The 14,579-nt window shown below is 65.8% G+C and carries 10 protein-coding genes; 8 read left to right on the plus strand and 2 right to left on the minus strand.

The genetic code is table 11. The features are described 5' to 3' along the window. Positions 1-9 precede the first annotated feature (9 nt). Positions 10-789: an SDR family oxidoreductase gene (locus tag V5279_RS20640; RefSeq protein WP_338700472.1), complete on the minus strand. Its 780-nt coding sequence runs from the start codon at positions 787-789 to the stop codon at positions 10-12. Between the two features lie 247 nt (positions 790-1,036). On the opposite strand from V5279_RS20640, the gene V5279_RS20645 reads away from it, so the two are divergent. Next, entirely contained in the window at positions 1,037-2,059 is a 1,023-nt protein-coding gene (locus V5279_RS20645) for a DUF2155 domain-containing protein (RefSeq protein ID WP_338700474.1), read from the plus strand. A 144-nt stretch (positions 2,060-2,203) separates the two neighbouring features. Here the strand turns inward: V5279_RS20645 and aat are convergent, their stop codons facing one another. Next, complete coding sequence (gene aat / locus V5279_RS20650; protein WP_166294861.1) at positions 2,204-2,884, minus strand: leucyl/phenylalanyl-tRNA--protein transferase; 681 nt, start codon at positions 2,882-2,884, stop codon at positions 2,204-2,206. Positions 2,885-3,109: 225 nt separating this feature from the next. On the opposite strand from aat, the gene V5279_RS20655 reads away from it, so the two are divergent. The 7 genes from V5279_RS20655 (at position 3,110) to V5279_RS20685 (ending at position 14,579) form a co-directional block, all read left to right on the plus strand. Further along, entirely contained in the window at positions 3,110-4,555 is a 1,446-nt protein-coding gene (locus V5279_RS20655) for a DASS family sodium-coupled anion symporter (protein WP_029082175.1), read from the plus strand. Between the two features lie 178 nt (positions 4,556-4,733). Continuing rightward, positions 4,734-6,056 carry an MdtA/MuxA family multidrug efflux RND transporter periplasmic adaptor subunit gene (locus V5279_RS20660; protein ID WP_210297486.1) on the plus strand — a complete coding sequence of 441 codons (1,323 nt, stop codon included), beginning with the start codon at positions 4,734-4,736 and terminating at the stop codon, positions 6,054-6,056. After that, positions 6,053-9,160: an MdtB/MuxB family multidrug efflux RND transporter permease subunit gene (locus V5279_RS20665; RefSeq protein ID WP_338700479.1), complete on the plus strand. Its 3,108-nt coding sequence runs from the start codon at positions 6,053-6,055 to the stop codon at positions 9,158-9,160. Before V5279_RS20660 ends, V5279_RS20665 begins: the two co-directional genes overlap by 4 nt. Positions 9,161-9,163: 3 nt before the next feature. After that, positions 9,164-12,448, plus strand: a complete 3,285-nt coding sequence (locus V5279_RS20670) for an efflux RND transporter permease subunit (RefSeq protein ID WP_338700481.1) — start codon at positions 9,164-9,166, stop codon at positions 12,446-12,448. Continuing rightward, positions 12,449-13,921: an efflux transporter outer membrane subunit gene (locus tag V5279_RS20675; protein WP_414645938.1), complete on the plus strand. Its 1,473-nt coding sequence runs from the start codon at positions 12,449-12,451 to the stop codon at positions 13,919-13,921. A gap of 8 nt (positions 13,922-13,929) precedes the next feature. Then, positions 13,930-14,241, plus strand: a complete 312-nt coding sequence (locus V5279_RS20680) for a hypothetical protein (RefSeq protein WP_338700487.1) — start codon at positions 13,930-13,932, stop codon at positions 14,239-14,241. A gap of 11 nt (positions 14,242-14,252) precedes the next feature. After that, the gene (locus tag V5279_RS20685; protein WP_338700489.1) at positions 14,253-14,579 is read left to right on the plus strand and encodes a BA14K family protein; all 327 of its coding nucleotides are present in this window, start codon (positions 14,253-14,255) and stop codon (positions 14,577-14,579) included.

The raw sequence follows: 14,579 nt of genomic DNA on the forward strand, positions 1-14,579 counted from the left end.
ACTGAAGTGTTACGCGGCGGTGCGGCCGCCATCGACGGTGTAGGCGGAGCCGGAGACGTAGCTCGCCTCGTCGGAGGCAAGGAACGCGACGATGGAGGCGACCTCGCTTGCAAGCCCGAGCCGGCGCGCCGGGATGCGGTCGACGATCTTCTCGACAGGCGGCGGCGCGTTGCCGCCACTGCGGCCCTGCAGGATCGTGCTCAGCATGCGGCTGTCGATCATGCCGGGACAGACGCAATTGACGCGCACGCCGGTGCCGGAGCATTCCCAGGCCGCACTCTTGGTCAGTCCGATCACCGCGTGCTTGCTCGCGCTATAGACCGCGATCATCGGCGATCCCACGAGGCCCGCGATCGAGGCAGTGTTGATGATGCTGCCCTTGTTCTGTTTAAGCATCACCGGCAGCACATGCTTCATGCCGAGGAAGACGCCGACGACATTGACGTCGAGCACCCGGCGAAAGCTCTCCAGCGAATATTCCGGGATCGGCTTGATGTCGCCTTCGATGCCGGCGTTGTTGTAGAAGGCGTCGATGGTGCCGAAGCGGTCGACGGCGGCGCGGACATACTCCTTGACCTCATCCTCGCTGGTGACATCGGCTGCGATTGCCAGCGCCTCGGCCGAGGCCGGCAGCCCCTTGATGGCCGCCGACAGATCGGCCTCCCTGCGGTCGACTGCGACAATCCGCGCACCCCGTTCGGCGAGCAGATGGAGTGTCGCGGTTCCGATGACGCCGGCAGCCCCGGTGACGACGGCGACCCGGCCGTCGAGCCTGATGCGATCGGGCATGTCTGGGTTTCCTCTGGCTGGTCCGGTTCGATCCGGATTTTCCTGATTTTCGCGCGTCGCCGCGCGGCTTTAGCGTGCGGACTATCCCACGTGTCCCCAGGGCTTACCAGTGGCTGGCCAGAGCGCCGGGGAGGGCGCCGGACCCGCCCTTTCCCCGCCGTATTCGGCGTGTTAACCGGTGACCTGCGAGCGGCCGATATCAAGGTACACTGTCGCGAGCCCGATTCGCCTTTTAAAGCCGCGCGAGATGCTTCGAACCATTGCCCTGACTGGCTTTGCGGCCTTGATTGCCGCCTCAACCATCTCGCTTGCGCCGCCTGCGCGCGCGCAGATCGGAACGATTTTCTCCGATCCCGCGCCGCGTCCGCCCGGCTCGATTCCGCGCGGTCAGGTGCAGCAACCCAGCGACGACGACGAGGAAGTGCCGGAATTGCCGCGTGGCCGCCTGCTGCCGACGCAGCCGCGGGCGTTGCCGCCAGGGCAGGCGGTGCCGCCGCCCGGCAGCGTGCAGTCGCAACCTTTGGCGCCGCCGCCCGGCACCACGGTCGCTCCGCCGGGCACCCAGCCCGGCGTTGCCGTGCAGCCGCCGCAGCCCGGCGGTCCTGCCGTTGCCAATACGCCGCCCGGCGCAAATCCCTTGCCCGGCCTGCCGCCGGGGCAGCGTCAGCCCAAGGGGACGCCACAGGGAGCTCCACAGGGCACCCCGCCGCAGACGCCGGCGGCGCTGCAGCCGGGCGACGAGGTGGTTCAGGAGCCGCCCTCGACCAAGATCACCAACAAGAAGGCGAGCTTCTCCGGCCTCGACAAGATCACCGGCCGCATCATCAATTTCGACGAGGAAATCGGTGAGACCGTGCAGTTCGGCGCGCTGCGGGTGAAGACCGATGCCTGCTACACGCGGCCGTCGACCGAAGCCGCCAACACCGACGCCTTCGTCGAGGTCGACGAGATCACGCTGCAGGGCGAGGTGAAGCGGATATTCTCGGGCTGGATGTTCGCGGCAAGCCCTGGCCTGCATGGTGTCGAGCATCCGATCTACGACATCTGGCTGACCGACTGCAAAGGGCCGGACCAGACCATCGTGACCGCCGCGCCCGACCCGCCGAAGGCACCGACGCCGCCACCGCCGCCAGCCCAGAAGCGCGCGCCGCCGAAGCAAGCCGCGCCGCGTCCGCCGCCGCAGCCGTTGCCGCAATACCAGCAGCCGCCACCTCCGCCGCCCCAGCAGCAGCGGCCGGGCGGTTTGTTCGGCGGCTTGTTCGGAAACTAGACGCGGTCTCGTGCCCCGGACGCAACGCAGCGCGAAGTGATGCGCTGCTGGGCCGGGGCCTATGCTTCCGATGGGAATGAGTGAGATGGGTCCGCGCTCTGCGGAGCAGCGTTACACGCTGCACCGCGTCCGGGACACCAGCCCTTAATTTCGCGCCGCGATGATCGCCAGCGCCTGCTCGCCCTTCACCGGTTGCGTGGCATCGAGCTTGCTGAAATCCGCCGGCGTGCCAGTGATCGCCTTGTCGAGCAGCGCGCGATAACGGCGCCGCGAGATTTCGATCGCGCCGAACGTCTTCAAATGCTCGGTCACATATTGCGTGTCGAGCAGCTCGAACCCGCCCGCGATCAGCCGTGCCACCAGATGCACCAGTGCGACCTTCGACGCATCGCGTGTGGTGTGGAACATGCTTTCGCCGAAGAAGGCGCGGCCAAGGCTGACGCCATAGAGCCCGCCGACCAAATTGTCGTCCTGCCAGACCTCGACGCTGTGACAATGGCCTGACGCGTGCAGCCCGAGATAGAGATCGCGGATGCGCTTGTTGATCCAGGTGTCGTCGCGGCCGGGCTGCGGTGCCGCGCAGCCGGCGATCACGGCCTTGAACGCGGTATCGACGGTGACCGTGAACACATCCGAGCGCACGGTGCGCGCCAGGCGGGAGGCGATACGGAAGCCATCGAACGGAATCACGCCGCGCAATTCGGGCTCGACCCAGAACAGGGTCGGGTCGTCGGCGCTCTCCGCCATCGGGAAGATGCCGCAGGCATAGGCGCGCAGCAGCACCTCGGGCGTGATTTCGGAGGAGGCGGAGTCTCGTGACGTCATGGTCACGAGAATAGCAAAGCGTGCGTGGTCTTGCGATGGGGGGCCCCTCGGGTGTCGCACGGTGTTGACGAGACGCGCCGGTTCCTCCACAAGCCGCGCCGTTCGGCTGCAGTTTCCCGAGACGGACTGCGCGGCCGTGCTACATTGCAACAAAAAGATGGCGCCGCCGTCCGGGACATGGCGGTTTGCACGCCCGACAATCGACACAGCTGAGGGGGACGCTGCATGAAGTGGTCATGGCGGACATTTGCGCCGTTGCTGGTCTGGCTGGTGATTTATCTGGTCCCGGTGCCGGCGGGGCTGAACGCCAACCAGTGGCACTATTTCGCGGTGTTCGCCGCCGTGATCACCGGGCTGATCCTGGAATCGATGCCGGTCGGCGCGGTTGGCCTGATCGGCCTGACGGTCGCCGGCGTCGGCGGCTATGTCGAGCCCGATCCGAACAAGTCGCTGCGCTGGATGCTCGGCGGCTTTTCCGAGAGCACGGTGTGGCTGATCGTCGGCGCCTTCGTGTTCTCGATCGGCTACCGCAAGAGCGGGCTCGGCCGCCGGCTGGCGCTGCTGTTGGTGCGGGGGCTCGGCCGCCGCACCATCGGGCTCGGCTATGCGGTGGCGTTCTCCGATCTCGTGCTGGCACCGGCAACGCCGTCCAATACCGCACGCTCGGGCGGCACGATCTATCCGATCGTCAGCAACATCCCGCGCATCTATGGCTCCGAGCCCGGTCCGACCGCGGGCAAGATCGGCACCTTCGTGATGTGGACGGCGTTTGCGACCACGGCCGTCACCAGCTCGCTGTTCCTCACCGCGCTGGCGCCGAACGCCGCCGCGCTCTCGATCGCCAAGAAGCTCGTCAATATCGAGGTCGGCTGGTCGCAATGGTTCATCGGTTTCGCGCCGCTCGGTATCCTTCTGCTGCTGCTGGTGCCGCTATTGAGCTACGTGATCTGCCGGCCCGAGATCAAGGAGAGCCCGGAGATCGTGACCTGGAGCGAGGGCGAGCTCACCAAGATGGGCCCGCCGTCGCGGCACGAATGGATCATGGCGGTGTTGGTGCTGCTCGCGATGTTCCTGTGGATCTGCGGCTCCAATCCCAATATCAGCGTGCCGCTGCTCGGCTCGAACTTCATCAACGCGACCACGGTGGTGTTTGTGGTCATCTCGCTGATGCTGCTCACGGGCGTGATCGCGTTCGAGGACATCGTCGCCGAGAAGAGCGCGTGGGAGGTATTCTTCTATTTCACCTCGCTGCTCACGCTGTCGTCGGGCCTCAACGAAATCGGCTTCATCAAATGGGTCGCCGAGGGCTACGCTAAGCCGCTTGCCGGGATGTCGCCGTTCGTCGGAATGATCCTGCTGGTCTCGTTCTTCTTCTGGATCCATTACTTCTTCTCGAGCATCACCTCGCACGCCGCCGCCGTGCTGCCGGTGGTGCTCGCCGTCGGCTCCAGTATTCCCGGCCTCTCGGTGCAGACCCTGATGCTGCTCTGCGTCTATTCGCTCGGGCTGATGGGCGTGATCTCGCCCTACGCCACGGGACCGGCGCCGATGTATTACGGCAGCGGCTATATCGGCAAAGGCGACTTCTGGAAATTCGGGCTGATCTTCGGCGCGATCTACTTTGCCGGATTGTTGCTGATCGTGTTGCCCTGGTTACAAACGATCGGGTAAAATAGCCACAATCCAGCGGGAGACAGCGGCCGACCGGGAAGGAGGGACTTTCCTTTCCGATTCTTAACGCGCTTTGTCTGGCGGAAGCGATCAAAATGCTTCCCGAATGTGGCGCGCGTGGATCTCAGGGGACACATAGAGCCGCGCGAGCTCTTTCGTGTTTCTTCGTGGGCAAGTTATGGACCAGCATATAAAAGACCCGTCGATCATCGCGCCCGAGCCGGTCAGGCGAACGTCGCGCGGCCGAGGGATTCTGACCGGATGTCTCGTGCTGGCGGTGCTTGCCGGCATCGTCTGGTGGACGCGCCAGCAAAGCCCGCCGCAACAGGCCGGCGGCGGCCGCAACGCCGCGCCGATGTCGATCGTCCCGGAGACGGTCGGCAAGGGCGATATCGGCGTCAGCCTCAATGCGCTGGGCACCGTGACGTCGCTCGCCACCGTGACGATCAGGAGCCAGATCAGCGGCTACCTGATGAAGATCGATTTCAAGGAGGGCGACGAGGTCAAGAAGGGCGACCTGATCGCCGAGATCGATTCGCGGCCCTATGAGGCGACGCTGGCGCAGGCCAAGGGCACTCTGGCGCGCGACGAGGCGCAGCTGAAGGGTGCCCAGGTCGATCTCACCCGCTACCAGAACCTCGCCACGCAGAACGCGGTGCCGCACCAGACGCTCGATACCCAGGTCGCACTGGTCGCGCAGTATCAGGGCACTGTCGAAGCCGACCGCGCCTCGGTGAAGTCCGCCGAGGTGAATTTGCAATATTGCCACATCGTGTCGCCGATCAACGGACGCGTCGGCCTGCGCCAGGTCGACCTCGGCAACTATGTGACGCCGGGCGACACCAACGGCCTCGTCGTGATCACGCAGCTCGAGCCGATCAGCGTGCTGTTCACGCTGCCGGAGGACAATCTGCAGGCGGTCGCCAAGCGGCTGAAGGAAGGCGCCAAGCTGCCGACGGCGGCCTATGACCGCAGCGGCGCCAACAAGCTCGCCGAGGGATCGCTGCAGACCTTCGACAGCCAGATCGACGCCACCACCGGCACGATCAAGCTGCGCGCCCAGTTCGAGAACGACAAGCGCACGCTGTATCCGAACCAGTTCGTCAACATCCGCCTGCTGCTCGATACCCACAAGGACGCCACCACGATGCCGACGGCCGGCATCCAGCGCGGCGTCCCCGGCACCTTCGTCTATCTCGTCAACGCCGACAGCACGGTCTCGGTGCGCCCGGTCAAGCTCGGCGTCACCGATGGCGACCGGGTCGAGGTGCTCACGGGGCTTGTGCCCGGCGACCACATCGTGATCGACGGCGCCGACAAGCTGCGCGAGGGCGCCAAGGTGATCGTGCGCTCCGCCGCCGATGGCGCGAACCCGGCCGCTGCGGCCAAGGGCGCGGCGACGGGTGGCGCGAACGGCGCGGCGAAGGGAGAGGGCGGCGCCGAACCCGACAAGGCGGGAGGCGGCCACCGCAAGCGTTCCGAGGACGGGCAGACGAAATGAACCCGTCTCGGCCATTCATCCTGCGGCCGGTGGCGACGACCCTGATGATGATCGCCATCATGCTGTCGGGCATGCTGGCGTTCAGATTCCTCCCCGTCGCGGCGCTGCCGGAGGTCGATTATCCGACCATCCAGGTGCAGACCTTCTATCCGGGTGCGAGCCCCGACGTGATGACCTCGTCGGTGACGGCGCCGCTCGAGGTGCAGTTCGGCCAGATGCCGAATTTGAACCAGATGAGCTCGGTGAGCTCGGCCGGCTCGTCGGTGATCACGCTGCAGTTCGGCCTGTCGATCTCGCTCGACGTCGCCGAGCAGGAGGTGCAGGCCGCGATCAATGCCGCGGGCAATCTGTTGCCGTCGGACCTGCCGGCGCCGCCGATCTACGCCAAGGTCAACCCGGCCGACGCGCCGATCCTCACGCTCGGTCTGACCTCGAAGACCATGCCGCTGACGCAGGTCAACGATTTCGTCGACACGCGGCTGGCCCAAAAGATCTCGCAGCTGCCCGGCGTCGGCCTCGTCAGCATCAGCGGCGGCCAGCGGCCCGCAGTGCGGATCCAGGCCGACATCCGCAAGCTCGCGGCCTATGGCCTCAACATCGACGATCTCCGCACCACGCTAGGCAACGCCAATGTCAACACGCCGAAGGGCAATTTCGACGGCGCGATGCGCGCCTACACGATCAATGCCAACGACCAGATCCGCAACGCGAGCGACTACCGGTCGCTGATCATCGCCTACAAGAACGGCTCGCCGGTCCGCCTCAGCGACGTCGGCAACGTCATCGACGGCGCGCAGAACGACAAGCTCGGCGCCTGGATGAACGAGACGCCGGCGATCATCCTCAACATCCAGCGCCAGCCCGGCGCCAACGTCATCTCAGTGGTCCAGGGCATCAAGGCGCTGCTGCCACAGCTCCAGGCCACGCTGCCGGCCGCGATCGACCTCAACATCCTGACCGACCGGACCGTCACGATCCGCGCCTCGGTGCGCGACGTCGAATATGAGCTGTCGCTCGCGGTGGTGCTGGTCGTGCTGGTGATCTTCGTGTTCCTGCGCTCGACCCGCGCCACGCTGATCCCGAGCCTGTCGGTGCCGCTGTCGCTGGTCGGCACGCTGGGGGCGATGTACCTGTTCGGCTTCAGTCTGAACAATCTGTCGCTGATGGCGTTGACGATCGCGACCGGCTTCGTGGTCGACGACGCCATCGTCGTGATCGAGAACATCTCGCGCTACATCGAGGAGGGTGAGTCGCCGCTTGAGGCGGCGCTGCGCGGCTCCGAGCAGATCGGCTTCACCATCATCTCGCTGACGGTGTCGCTGATCGCGGTGCTGATCCCGCTGCTGTTCATGGGCGATGTCGTCGGCCGCCTGTTCCGCGAATTCGCGATCACGCTGTCGGTTACGATCCTGATCTCCGCCGTGGTGTCGCTGACACTGGTGCCGATGGCCTGCGCCAAGCTCCTGAAGCCCGAAAGCATGACGCGCGAGAACACCTTCCAGCGGCTCAGCCGGGAAGGGTTCGATTACGTCATCGCGATCTATGCCCGGATGCTCAACTGGGTGCTGGATCGCCAGCCGCTGGTGCTGTTGGTCGCGCTCGCCACCTTCGGTCTGACCGCGCTGCTCTACATCGTCATCCCCAAGGGATTCTTTCCGCTGCAGGACACCGGCGTGATCCAGGCGATCTCAGAGGCGCCGCAATCGGTCTCCTATGCGGCGATGGCCGAACGGCAGCAGCGGCTCGCCAGCGCGATCCTGAAGGATCCTGATGTCGAGAGCCTGTCGTCCTTCATTGGCGTCGACGGCACCAACACCACGCTCAACAGCGGCCGTATCCTGATCAATTTGAAGCCGCATGAGCAGCGCAAGGCCGGCGTCGCGACGATCATGGACCGGATCAAGGCGAGCACGGCAGCGCTGACCGGTATCACGCTCTATATGCAGCCGGTCCAGGACCTCACCATCGAGGGCACGGTGAGCCGGACGCAGTACCAGTTCATCCTGCAGGATGCCGATCCGAACGAGCTTGCGGAATGGACGCCGAAGCTGGTCGACAAGCTCAGGGAATTGCCCGAGCTCAGCGACGTCACCAGCGATATCTCGGCGCAGGGGCTCTCGGTGTTCGTGGACATCGACCGTGACCAGGCCGCGCGGTTCGGCATCACGCCGGCCACCATCGACAATGCGCTGTACGATTCCTACGGCCAGCGCATCGTCTCCACCGTCTTCACCAATTCGAACCAGTACCGCGTGATCCTGGAGGCCGACCCGTCGCTGCAGAATTCGCTGGACTCGCTGTCGTCGATCTATTTGCCGTCGTCGGTGGGCTCGACGCCGGTGCCGCTGTCGGTGATGGCCAAGATGCGGGTCGAGACCGCGCCGCTGCAGGTCTCGCATCTCGGCCAATTCCCGTCGGCGACCGTGTCGTTCAATCTGGCGCCGGGCGCCTCGCTCGGCGGCGCGGTGACCGCGATCAAGCAGGCGCAGGCCGACATCAACCAGCCGCTCGGCATGATCACGAGCTTCCAGGGCGCGGCGCTGGCGTTCCAGTCGTCGCTCTCCAACCAGCTCTTCCTCATCCTGGCCGCGATCATCACGGTCTATATCGTGCTCGGCGTGCTCTATGAGAGCTTCATCCATCCGCTGACCATCCTGTCGACGCTGCCCTCGGCCGGCATCGGCGCGCTGCTGGCGCTGATGATGGCCGGGCAGGATCTCACGATCATTGCGATCATCGGCATCATCCTCTTGATCGGTATCGTGAAGAAGAACGCGATCATGATGATCGACTTCGCGCTCGATGCCGAGCGCAACGAGGGCAAGCCGCCGCGCGAGGCGATCTACCAGGCCTGCCTGCTGCGGTTCCGGCCGATCATCATGACGACGATGGCCGCAGTGCTCGGCGCGCTGCCGCTGATGCTCGGCAGCGGCGCCGGCTCCGAGCTGCGGCATCCGCTCGGCATCTCCATCGTCGGTGGCCTTTTGCTCAGTCAGCTGCTGACGCTGTTCACGACGCCGGTGATCTATCTCTGGTTCGATCGCCTCGCGCTGCGGTTTGCCGGGCGGTCGGACGAGGTCGGCGAGGCGAGCGGGTCGCGTTGAGCCATGGATCCGTCAACGCCCTTCATCCGCCGGCCGGTCGCAACCACGTTGTTGACCTTCGGACTTGCGGCCGCCGGCATTGTCGCGTTCTTCAAGCTGCCGGTGTCGCCGCTGCCGCAGGTGGATTTTCCGACCATCTCGGTGCAGGCGACGCTGCCCGGCGCCAGCCCGCAGGACGTCGCGACCACGGTCGCCAGCCCGCTGGAGCGGCATCTCGGCCAGATCGCCGACGTCAGCGAGATGACCTCGTCGAGCTCGGTCGGTCAGACCCGGATCACGCTGCAGTTCAACCTCAATCGTGACATCGACGGCGCGGCGCGCGACGTGCAGGCCGCGATCAACGCGGCGCGGGCCGATCTGCCGACCAGCCTGCGCAGCAATCCGACCTACCGCAAGGTCAATCCGGCCGATGCGCCGATCCTGATCCTGACGCTGACGTCGGATACGCTGACGCGCGGCGCTCTCTACGATGCCGCGTCGACGGTCTTGGCGCAGAAGCTGTCGCAGGTCGAGGGCATCGGTGAGGTGGTGGTCGGCGGCAGCTCGCTGCCCGCCGTCCGCGTCGATCTGATCCCGCAGGCGCTCTACAAATACGGCATCGGGCTGGAGGATGTCCGGGCGGCGCTGTCGAGTGCCAACGCCCACAGCCCGAAGGGCGGCATCGATGTCGGCGACCAGCGCTACCAGGTCTACGCCAACGACCAGGCCAACAAGGCCGACGACTACAAGCCGCTGATCGTGGCCTACCGCAACGGCGCGCCGGTCCGCGTCTCCGACGTCGGCGAGGTGACCGACGGCGTCGAGAATTTGCGCAACGCCGGGCTCGCCAACGGCAAGCCTGCGGTACTGCTCATCCTCTACCGCCAGCCGAACGCCAACATCATCAGCACCGTTGACCTGGTGAAGGGGCTGATGCCGCAGCTGCAAGCCTCGATTTCGCCGGCGATCGACATCGGCCTTGCCGTGGACCGCTCGACCACCATCCGCACCTCGCTCAGGGACGTGGAGCGGACCCTCGTCCTGGCCGTGCTGCTGGTCATTATCGTGGTGTTCGCGTTCCTGCGCAGTGCGCGCGCCACATTCATTCCCGTCGTGGCGGTCTCGGTGTCGCTGGTTGCGACCTTCGGGGCGATGTACCTGTTCGGCTACAGCCTCGACAATCTGTCCCTGATGGCGCTGACGGTCGCGACCGGCTTCGTGGTCGACGATGCCATCGTCGTGCTGGAGAACGTCACCCGCTACATCGAGGACGGCTTGAGCCCGCTCGAAGCGGCGCTGAAGGGCGCCAACGAGGTCGGCTTCACGGTGCTGTCGATGAGCGTCTCGCTGATTGCGGTGTTCATCCCGATCCTGCTGATGCAGGGCATTGTCGGCCGGCTGTTCCGCGAATTCGCGATGACGATCTCGATCTCGATCCTGATCTCGCTCGCGGTCTCGCTCTCGACCACGCCGATGATGTGTGCCGTGCTGCTCAAGCCGGACAAAGGCAGCCACGGGCGGCTCTATTGGGCCAGCGAGCGCTTCTTCGAGGCGATGCTGAATTTCTACCGCAGGACGCTGACCGCGGCGCTGGCGCATCCGCTGTCGGTGATGCTGATCCTGGCGGCGGTGTTCGGCCTCAACTTCTATCTCTACGACGTGATCCCGAAGGGATTCTTCCCGCAGCAGGATACCGGGCGGCTGGTCGGCTCGATCCAGGCCGACCAGAGCGTCTCGTTCCAGCTGATGCAGCAGAAGCTCGCGCAGTTCGTCGGCATCATCAAGCGCGATCCGGCGGTGGAGACGGTGGTTGGCTTCACCGGCGGCGGACAAACCAATTCCGGCTTCGTGTTCGTCTCACTGCGTCCGCTCGACCAGCGCAAGATTGGCGCCGACGGCGTGATCTCGCGGCTGCGCCGTGAGATGTCGGTGGTGCCCGGCGCGAGCCTGTTCCTGCAGGCAGTGCAGGACATCAGGGTCGGCGGACGGCAGTCCAACGCGCAGTACCAGTACACGCTGCAGGGATCGACGCTGGAGGAGCTCAATGAATGGACGCCGAAGATCGCGGCGGCCCTGCAGCGCGATCCGAACCTGGCCGACGTCAACAGCGACCAGCAGAACAAGGGCCTGGAGTCCGATCTCGTGATCGACCGCGACGCCGCGGCACGGCTCGGCATCACGGTCAGCCAGATCGACAACACCCTCTACGACGCCTTCGGCCAGCGGCAGGTGTCGACGATCTATGTCGCGCGCAACCAGTACCATGTCATCATGGAGGTCGCGCCGCGATACTGGCAGAACCCGCAGACGCTGAAGGACGTTTATATCAGCACGTCGGGCGGATCGGTCGGCGGCTCGCAGGCCACCAACGCGGTGGCGGGGACCGTGGTGGCGCCGGGGACTTCAAGCGCCGCCAATTCGGCCAATGCCCAGGCCGCGCGCAATCAGGCCACCAACTCGATCGGGTCGACCGGGAAGGGCGTGGCTTCGACCGGTTCGGCCGTCTCGACCAGCAGCGAGACCATGATCCCGCTGTCGGACGTCGCCGCCTTCAAGGAGGGCGCGACGCCGCTTGCGGTCAATCACCAGGGGCTGCTGGTCGCCAACACCATCTCGTTCAACCTGCCGCCAAACATGTCGCTGAGCACCGCGGTCGGCAGCATCGAGGCGACCATGAACCGGATCGGCGTCCCGGCCACGATCCGGGGCACCTTCCAGGGCTCCGCGAAGGCGTTCCAGGATTCACTCGCCAACCAGCCATTCCTGATCCTTGCTGCGCTGGTCACGATCTACATCGTGCTTGGTGTGCTTTACGAAAGCTTCGTCCATCCGCTGACAATCCTGTCGACATTGCCGTCGGCAGGTGTGGGCGCCTTGCTGGCGCTGATGGCATTCAAGACCGAGTTCAGTATCATGGCGCTGATCGGCGTCATCCTGCTGATCGGCATTGTGAAGAAGAACGCCATCATGATGATCGACTTTGCGCTGGAGGCCGAACGCAAGCGCGGGCTGGAGCCGCTCGAGGCGATCAGAGAGGCGTGCCTGCTGCGCTTCCGTCCGATCATGATGACGACCATGGCCGCGCTGCTTGGCGCGGTGCCGCTCGCCATCGGCATGGGCGACGGCGGCGAGCTGCGGCAGCCGCTCGGCATCGCCATCGTCGGCGGGCTGCTCCTGAGCCAGGTCCTGACCCTCTACACGACGCCGGTCATCTACCTCTATCTCGACCGGTTCCGGCTGTGGGCCCAGCGCGTCCGCCGCGGCGGCGCCATGCGGATGCCGGGCTCCTCACTTCAACCGGGCGAGTAAATGCCGACAGTTGCAGCATTGCGAAATCTTCAGGTGTTGCGGAAACCGGCCCGGTTGCTGCGCGTGGCGGCGTTCGGTGGCCTCAGCCTTGGTCTGTCCGGGTGCATTCCCGGGGCGGAGAAGCCCGAGCTCAGTCTCGAAGTGCCGGCGAGCTATCGCGCGGCCGCCAAGGGCGATGCCGATGCGGCGGTTCCGGCGCTCGCCTGGTGGCGCGGCTTCCGCTCGCCCGAGCTGACCGGGTTGATGGAATCCGCGCAGCTCTACAATCTCGACATCGCGGTGGCGATCGCCCAGATCGTCCAGGCCGACGCCCAGGTCGGCGTTTCCGGCGCCGCGCTGCTGCCGTCCATCTCGGGATCGGCGAATGCCGAGCGTCAGCGTGTGGCAACGGGATCCAGCTCGTCGCTTGGCGGGAGCGGCACGTTTTCGCAATACAGCCTCGGGCTCAGCGCGAGCTATATCGTGGATTTCTGGGGCAAGAACCGCGCTACGCTGTCGGCGTCGGAAGAGAGCGCCACCAGCGCCCGCTACAATCGCGAGGTGGTCGCGTTGACCACGATGGCAACGGTCGCCAATACCTATTTCCAGGTGCTGGCGGCGCAGGACCAGATCAAGGCTACCCGGCGCAATCTGGCGGCGGCCGAGCGCATCCTCGCTTTGATCAAGTCGCAGTTCGCCGGAGGTACCGCCTCGCAGCTCGATCTGTCGCAGCAGGAGGCGCTGGTTGCCACGCAGCGCGCGGCGATCCCGCCGCTCGAGGTGACGTTGGGGCAAAACACCGCCGCACTGGCGTTGCTGGTGGCGCGTGCGCCGGCCAATTTCACGGTGCGCGGCGGCTCTACAACGCAGATCGCGGTGCCGCGAGTGACGCCGGGAATGCCGTCGGAACTGCTCTATCAGCGGCCTGACGTCCGCGAAGCTGAGGCGCAGCTCGCGTCCTCCAATTTCAGCGTCGACGCGGCGCGCGCGGCGTTCTTCCCGCAGATCCAGCTGACCGGCACCACCGGCTTCCAGAGCGCGGCGCTCGCCTCGCTGTTTGCTCCGGGCGCCTGGTATTACACGCTCGCCGCCGGCCTGACGCAGCCGCTGTTCGACGGCTTCCTGCTCGAAAGCCAACTGAAGCTCGCCAAGGGCCAGCAACTGCAAAATCTGCAGGCCTATCGCAAGGCGGTGCTGTCGGCCTTCGCCGATGTCGAGAAGGCGCTGATCGCGCTGCAACAGTACACGCTGCAGGAGCGCCTGCAGTCCGATGTGGTGGCGAGCTCACGCAAGGCGTTCGAGGTCTCGGAGACGCAGCTGCGCGGTGGCACGGTCAATCTCATCACAGTGCTGCAGACGCAGCAGACGCTGTTTACGGCTGAACTGAACCTGGTCACGGTGAGGCTCAACAAGCTGCTGGCGGCGAGCAGCCTGTTCCAGGCGCTCGGCGGCGGCTGGACGCCCGCCGGCACGCTTGCGGCGGCGGTGCCGTGAGGTCGGTCATGCAGCGGTTCCTCACACTCGTCGTCATTACCCTCGTCGTCGCGCTGGGCACGCCGCTCGGCACGGCCCGCGCACAGCAGCGCGCGCAGAACAGCATTCCGCTTGCCTTCGGCATGAACGCCGACCAGGCCAGCCAGTCGCTGGGCGTTCCCCTGAACTACGTTCGCGGCACACCGGGCAATGAATTGTTCGTCGCGCTGCCCAATGTCAGGGGCAGCGTGCTGTCGCGGCGCAGCGACGGGCTCTATCTGCAATTCGGCAAGGGTCGCCTGATCGCCTGGAAGGGCGATTGGGGCACCAATCCGCAATGAGGGCTTTGGCCATGACTGCCATGAGGGGACTGATCGCCTGCGCCGTCATCGCGCTCAGCGCGGCCGCGGCATCGGCACAGGAGCGGCCGCTGCGCTACGGCAGCACCGGCGGGGCGTATTTCGACGGCCGCGACGACGACCGCGATTTCCGCAGCAACGGATATTTTCCGGGCAGCTTTGCCGCCGATCCCTTCAGTGCAGGGTTCGGGGCGGCGGGCCTGTTCGGCTCGACGCCGTGGCATCAGGCGCGGCCGTATCCGTCGCAGGTGATCTTTGGCGCGCCGTGTCAGGACTGCCGCCCGTACCGGACGCGGCGGCACCGCGACAGGCAGGATTGA

Origin of the sequence: Bradyrhizobium sp. 26S5 (assembly GCF_036923295.1) — a bacterium.
GTDB lineage: Bacteria > Pseudomonadota > Alphaproteobacteria > Rhizobiales > Xanthobacteraceae > Bradyrhizobium > Bradyrhizobium septentrionale.

Coding starts and splice junctions, on each gene's coding strand:
- V5279_RS20655 (WP_029082175.1), top strand. CDS start 3,110: ATGAAGTGGTCATGGCGGACATTTGCGCCGTTGCTGGTCTGGCTGGTG.
- V5279_RS20645 (WP_338700474.1), top strand. CDS start 1,037: ATGCTTCGAACCATTGCCCTGACTGGCTTTGCGGCCTTGATTGCCGCC.
- V5279_RS20660 (WP_210297486.1), top strand. CDS start 4,734: ATGGACCAGCATATAAAAGACCCGTCGATCATCGCGCCCGAGCCGGTC.
- V5279_RS20680 (WP_338700487.1), top strand. CDS start 13,930: ATGCAGCGGTTCCTCACACTCGTCGTCATTACCCTCGTCGTCGCGCTG.
- V5279_RS20685 (WP_338700489.1), top strand. CDS start 14,253: ATGACTGCCATGAGGGGACTGATCGCCTGCGCCGTCATCGCGCTCAGC.
- V5279_RS20675 (WP_414645938.1), top strand. CDS start 12,449: ATGCCGACAGTTGCAGCATTGCGAAATCTTCAGGTGTTGCGGAAACCG.
- V5279_RS20665 (WP_338700479.1), top strand. CDS start 6,053: ATGAACCCGTCTCGGCCATTCATCCTGCGGCCGGTGGCGACGACCCTG.
- V5279_RS20670 (WP_338700481.1), top strand. CDS start 9,164: ATGGATCCGTCAACGCCCTTCATCCGCCGGCCGGTCGCAACCACGTTG.
- V5279_RS20640 (WP_338700472.1), bottom strand. CDS start 789: ATGCCCGATCGCATCAGGCTCGACGGCCGGGTCGCCGTCGTCACCGGG.
- aat (WP_166294861.1), bottom strand. CDS start 2,884: ATGACGTCACGAGACTCCGCCTCCTCCGAAATCACGCCCGAGGTGCTG.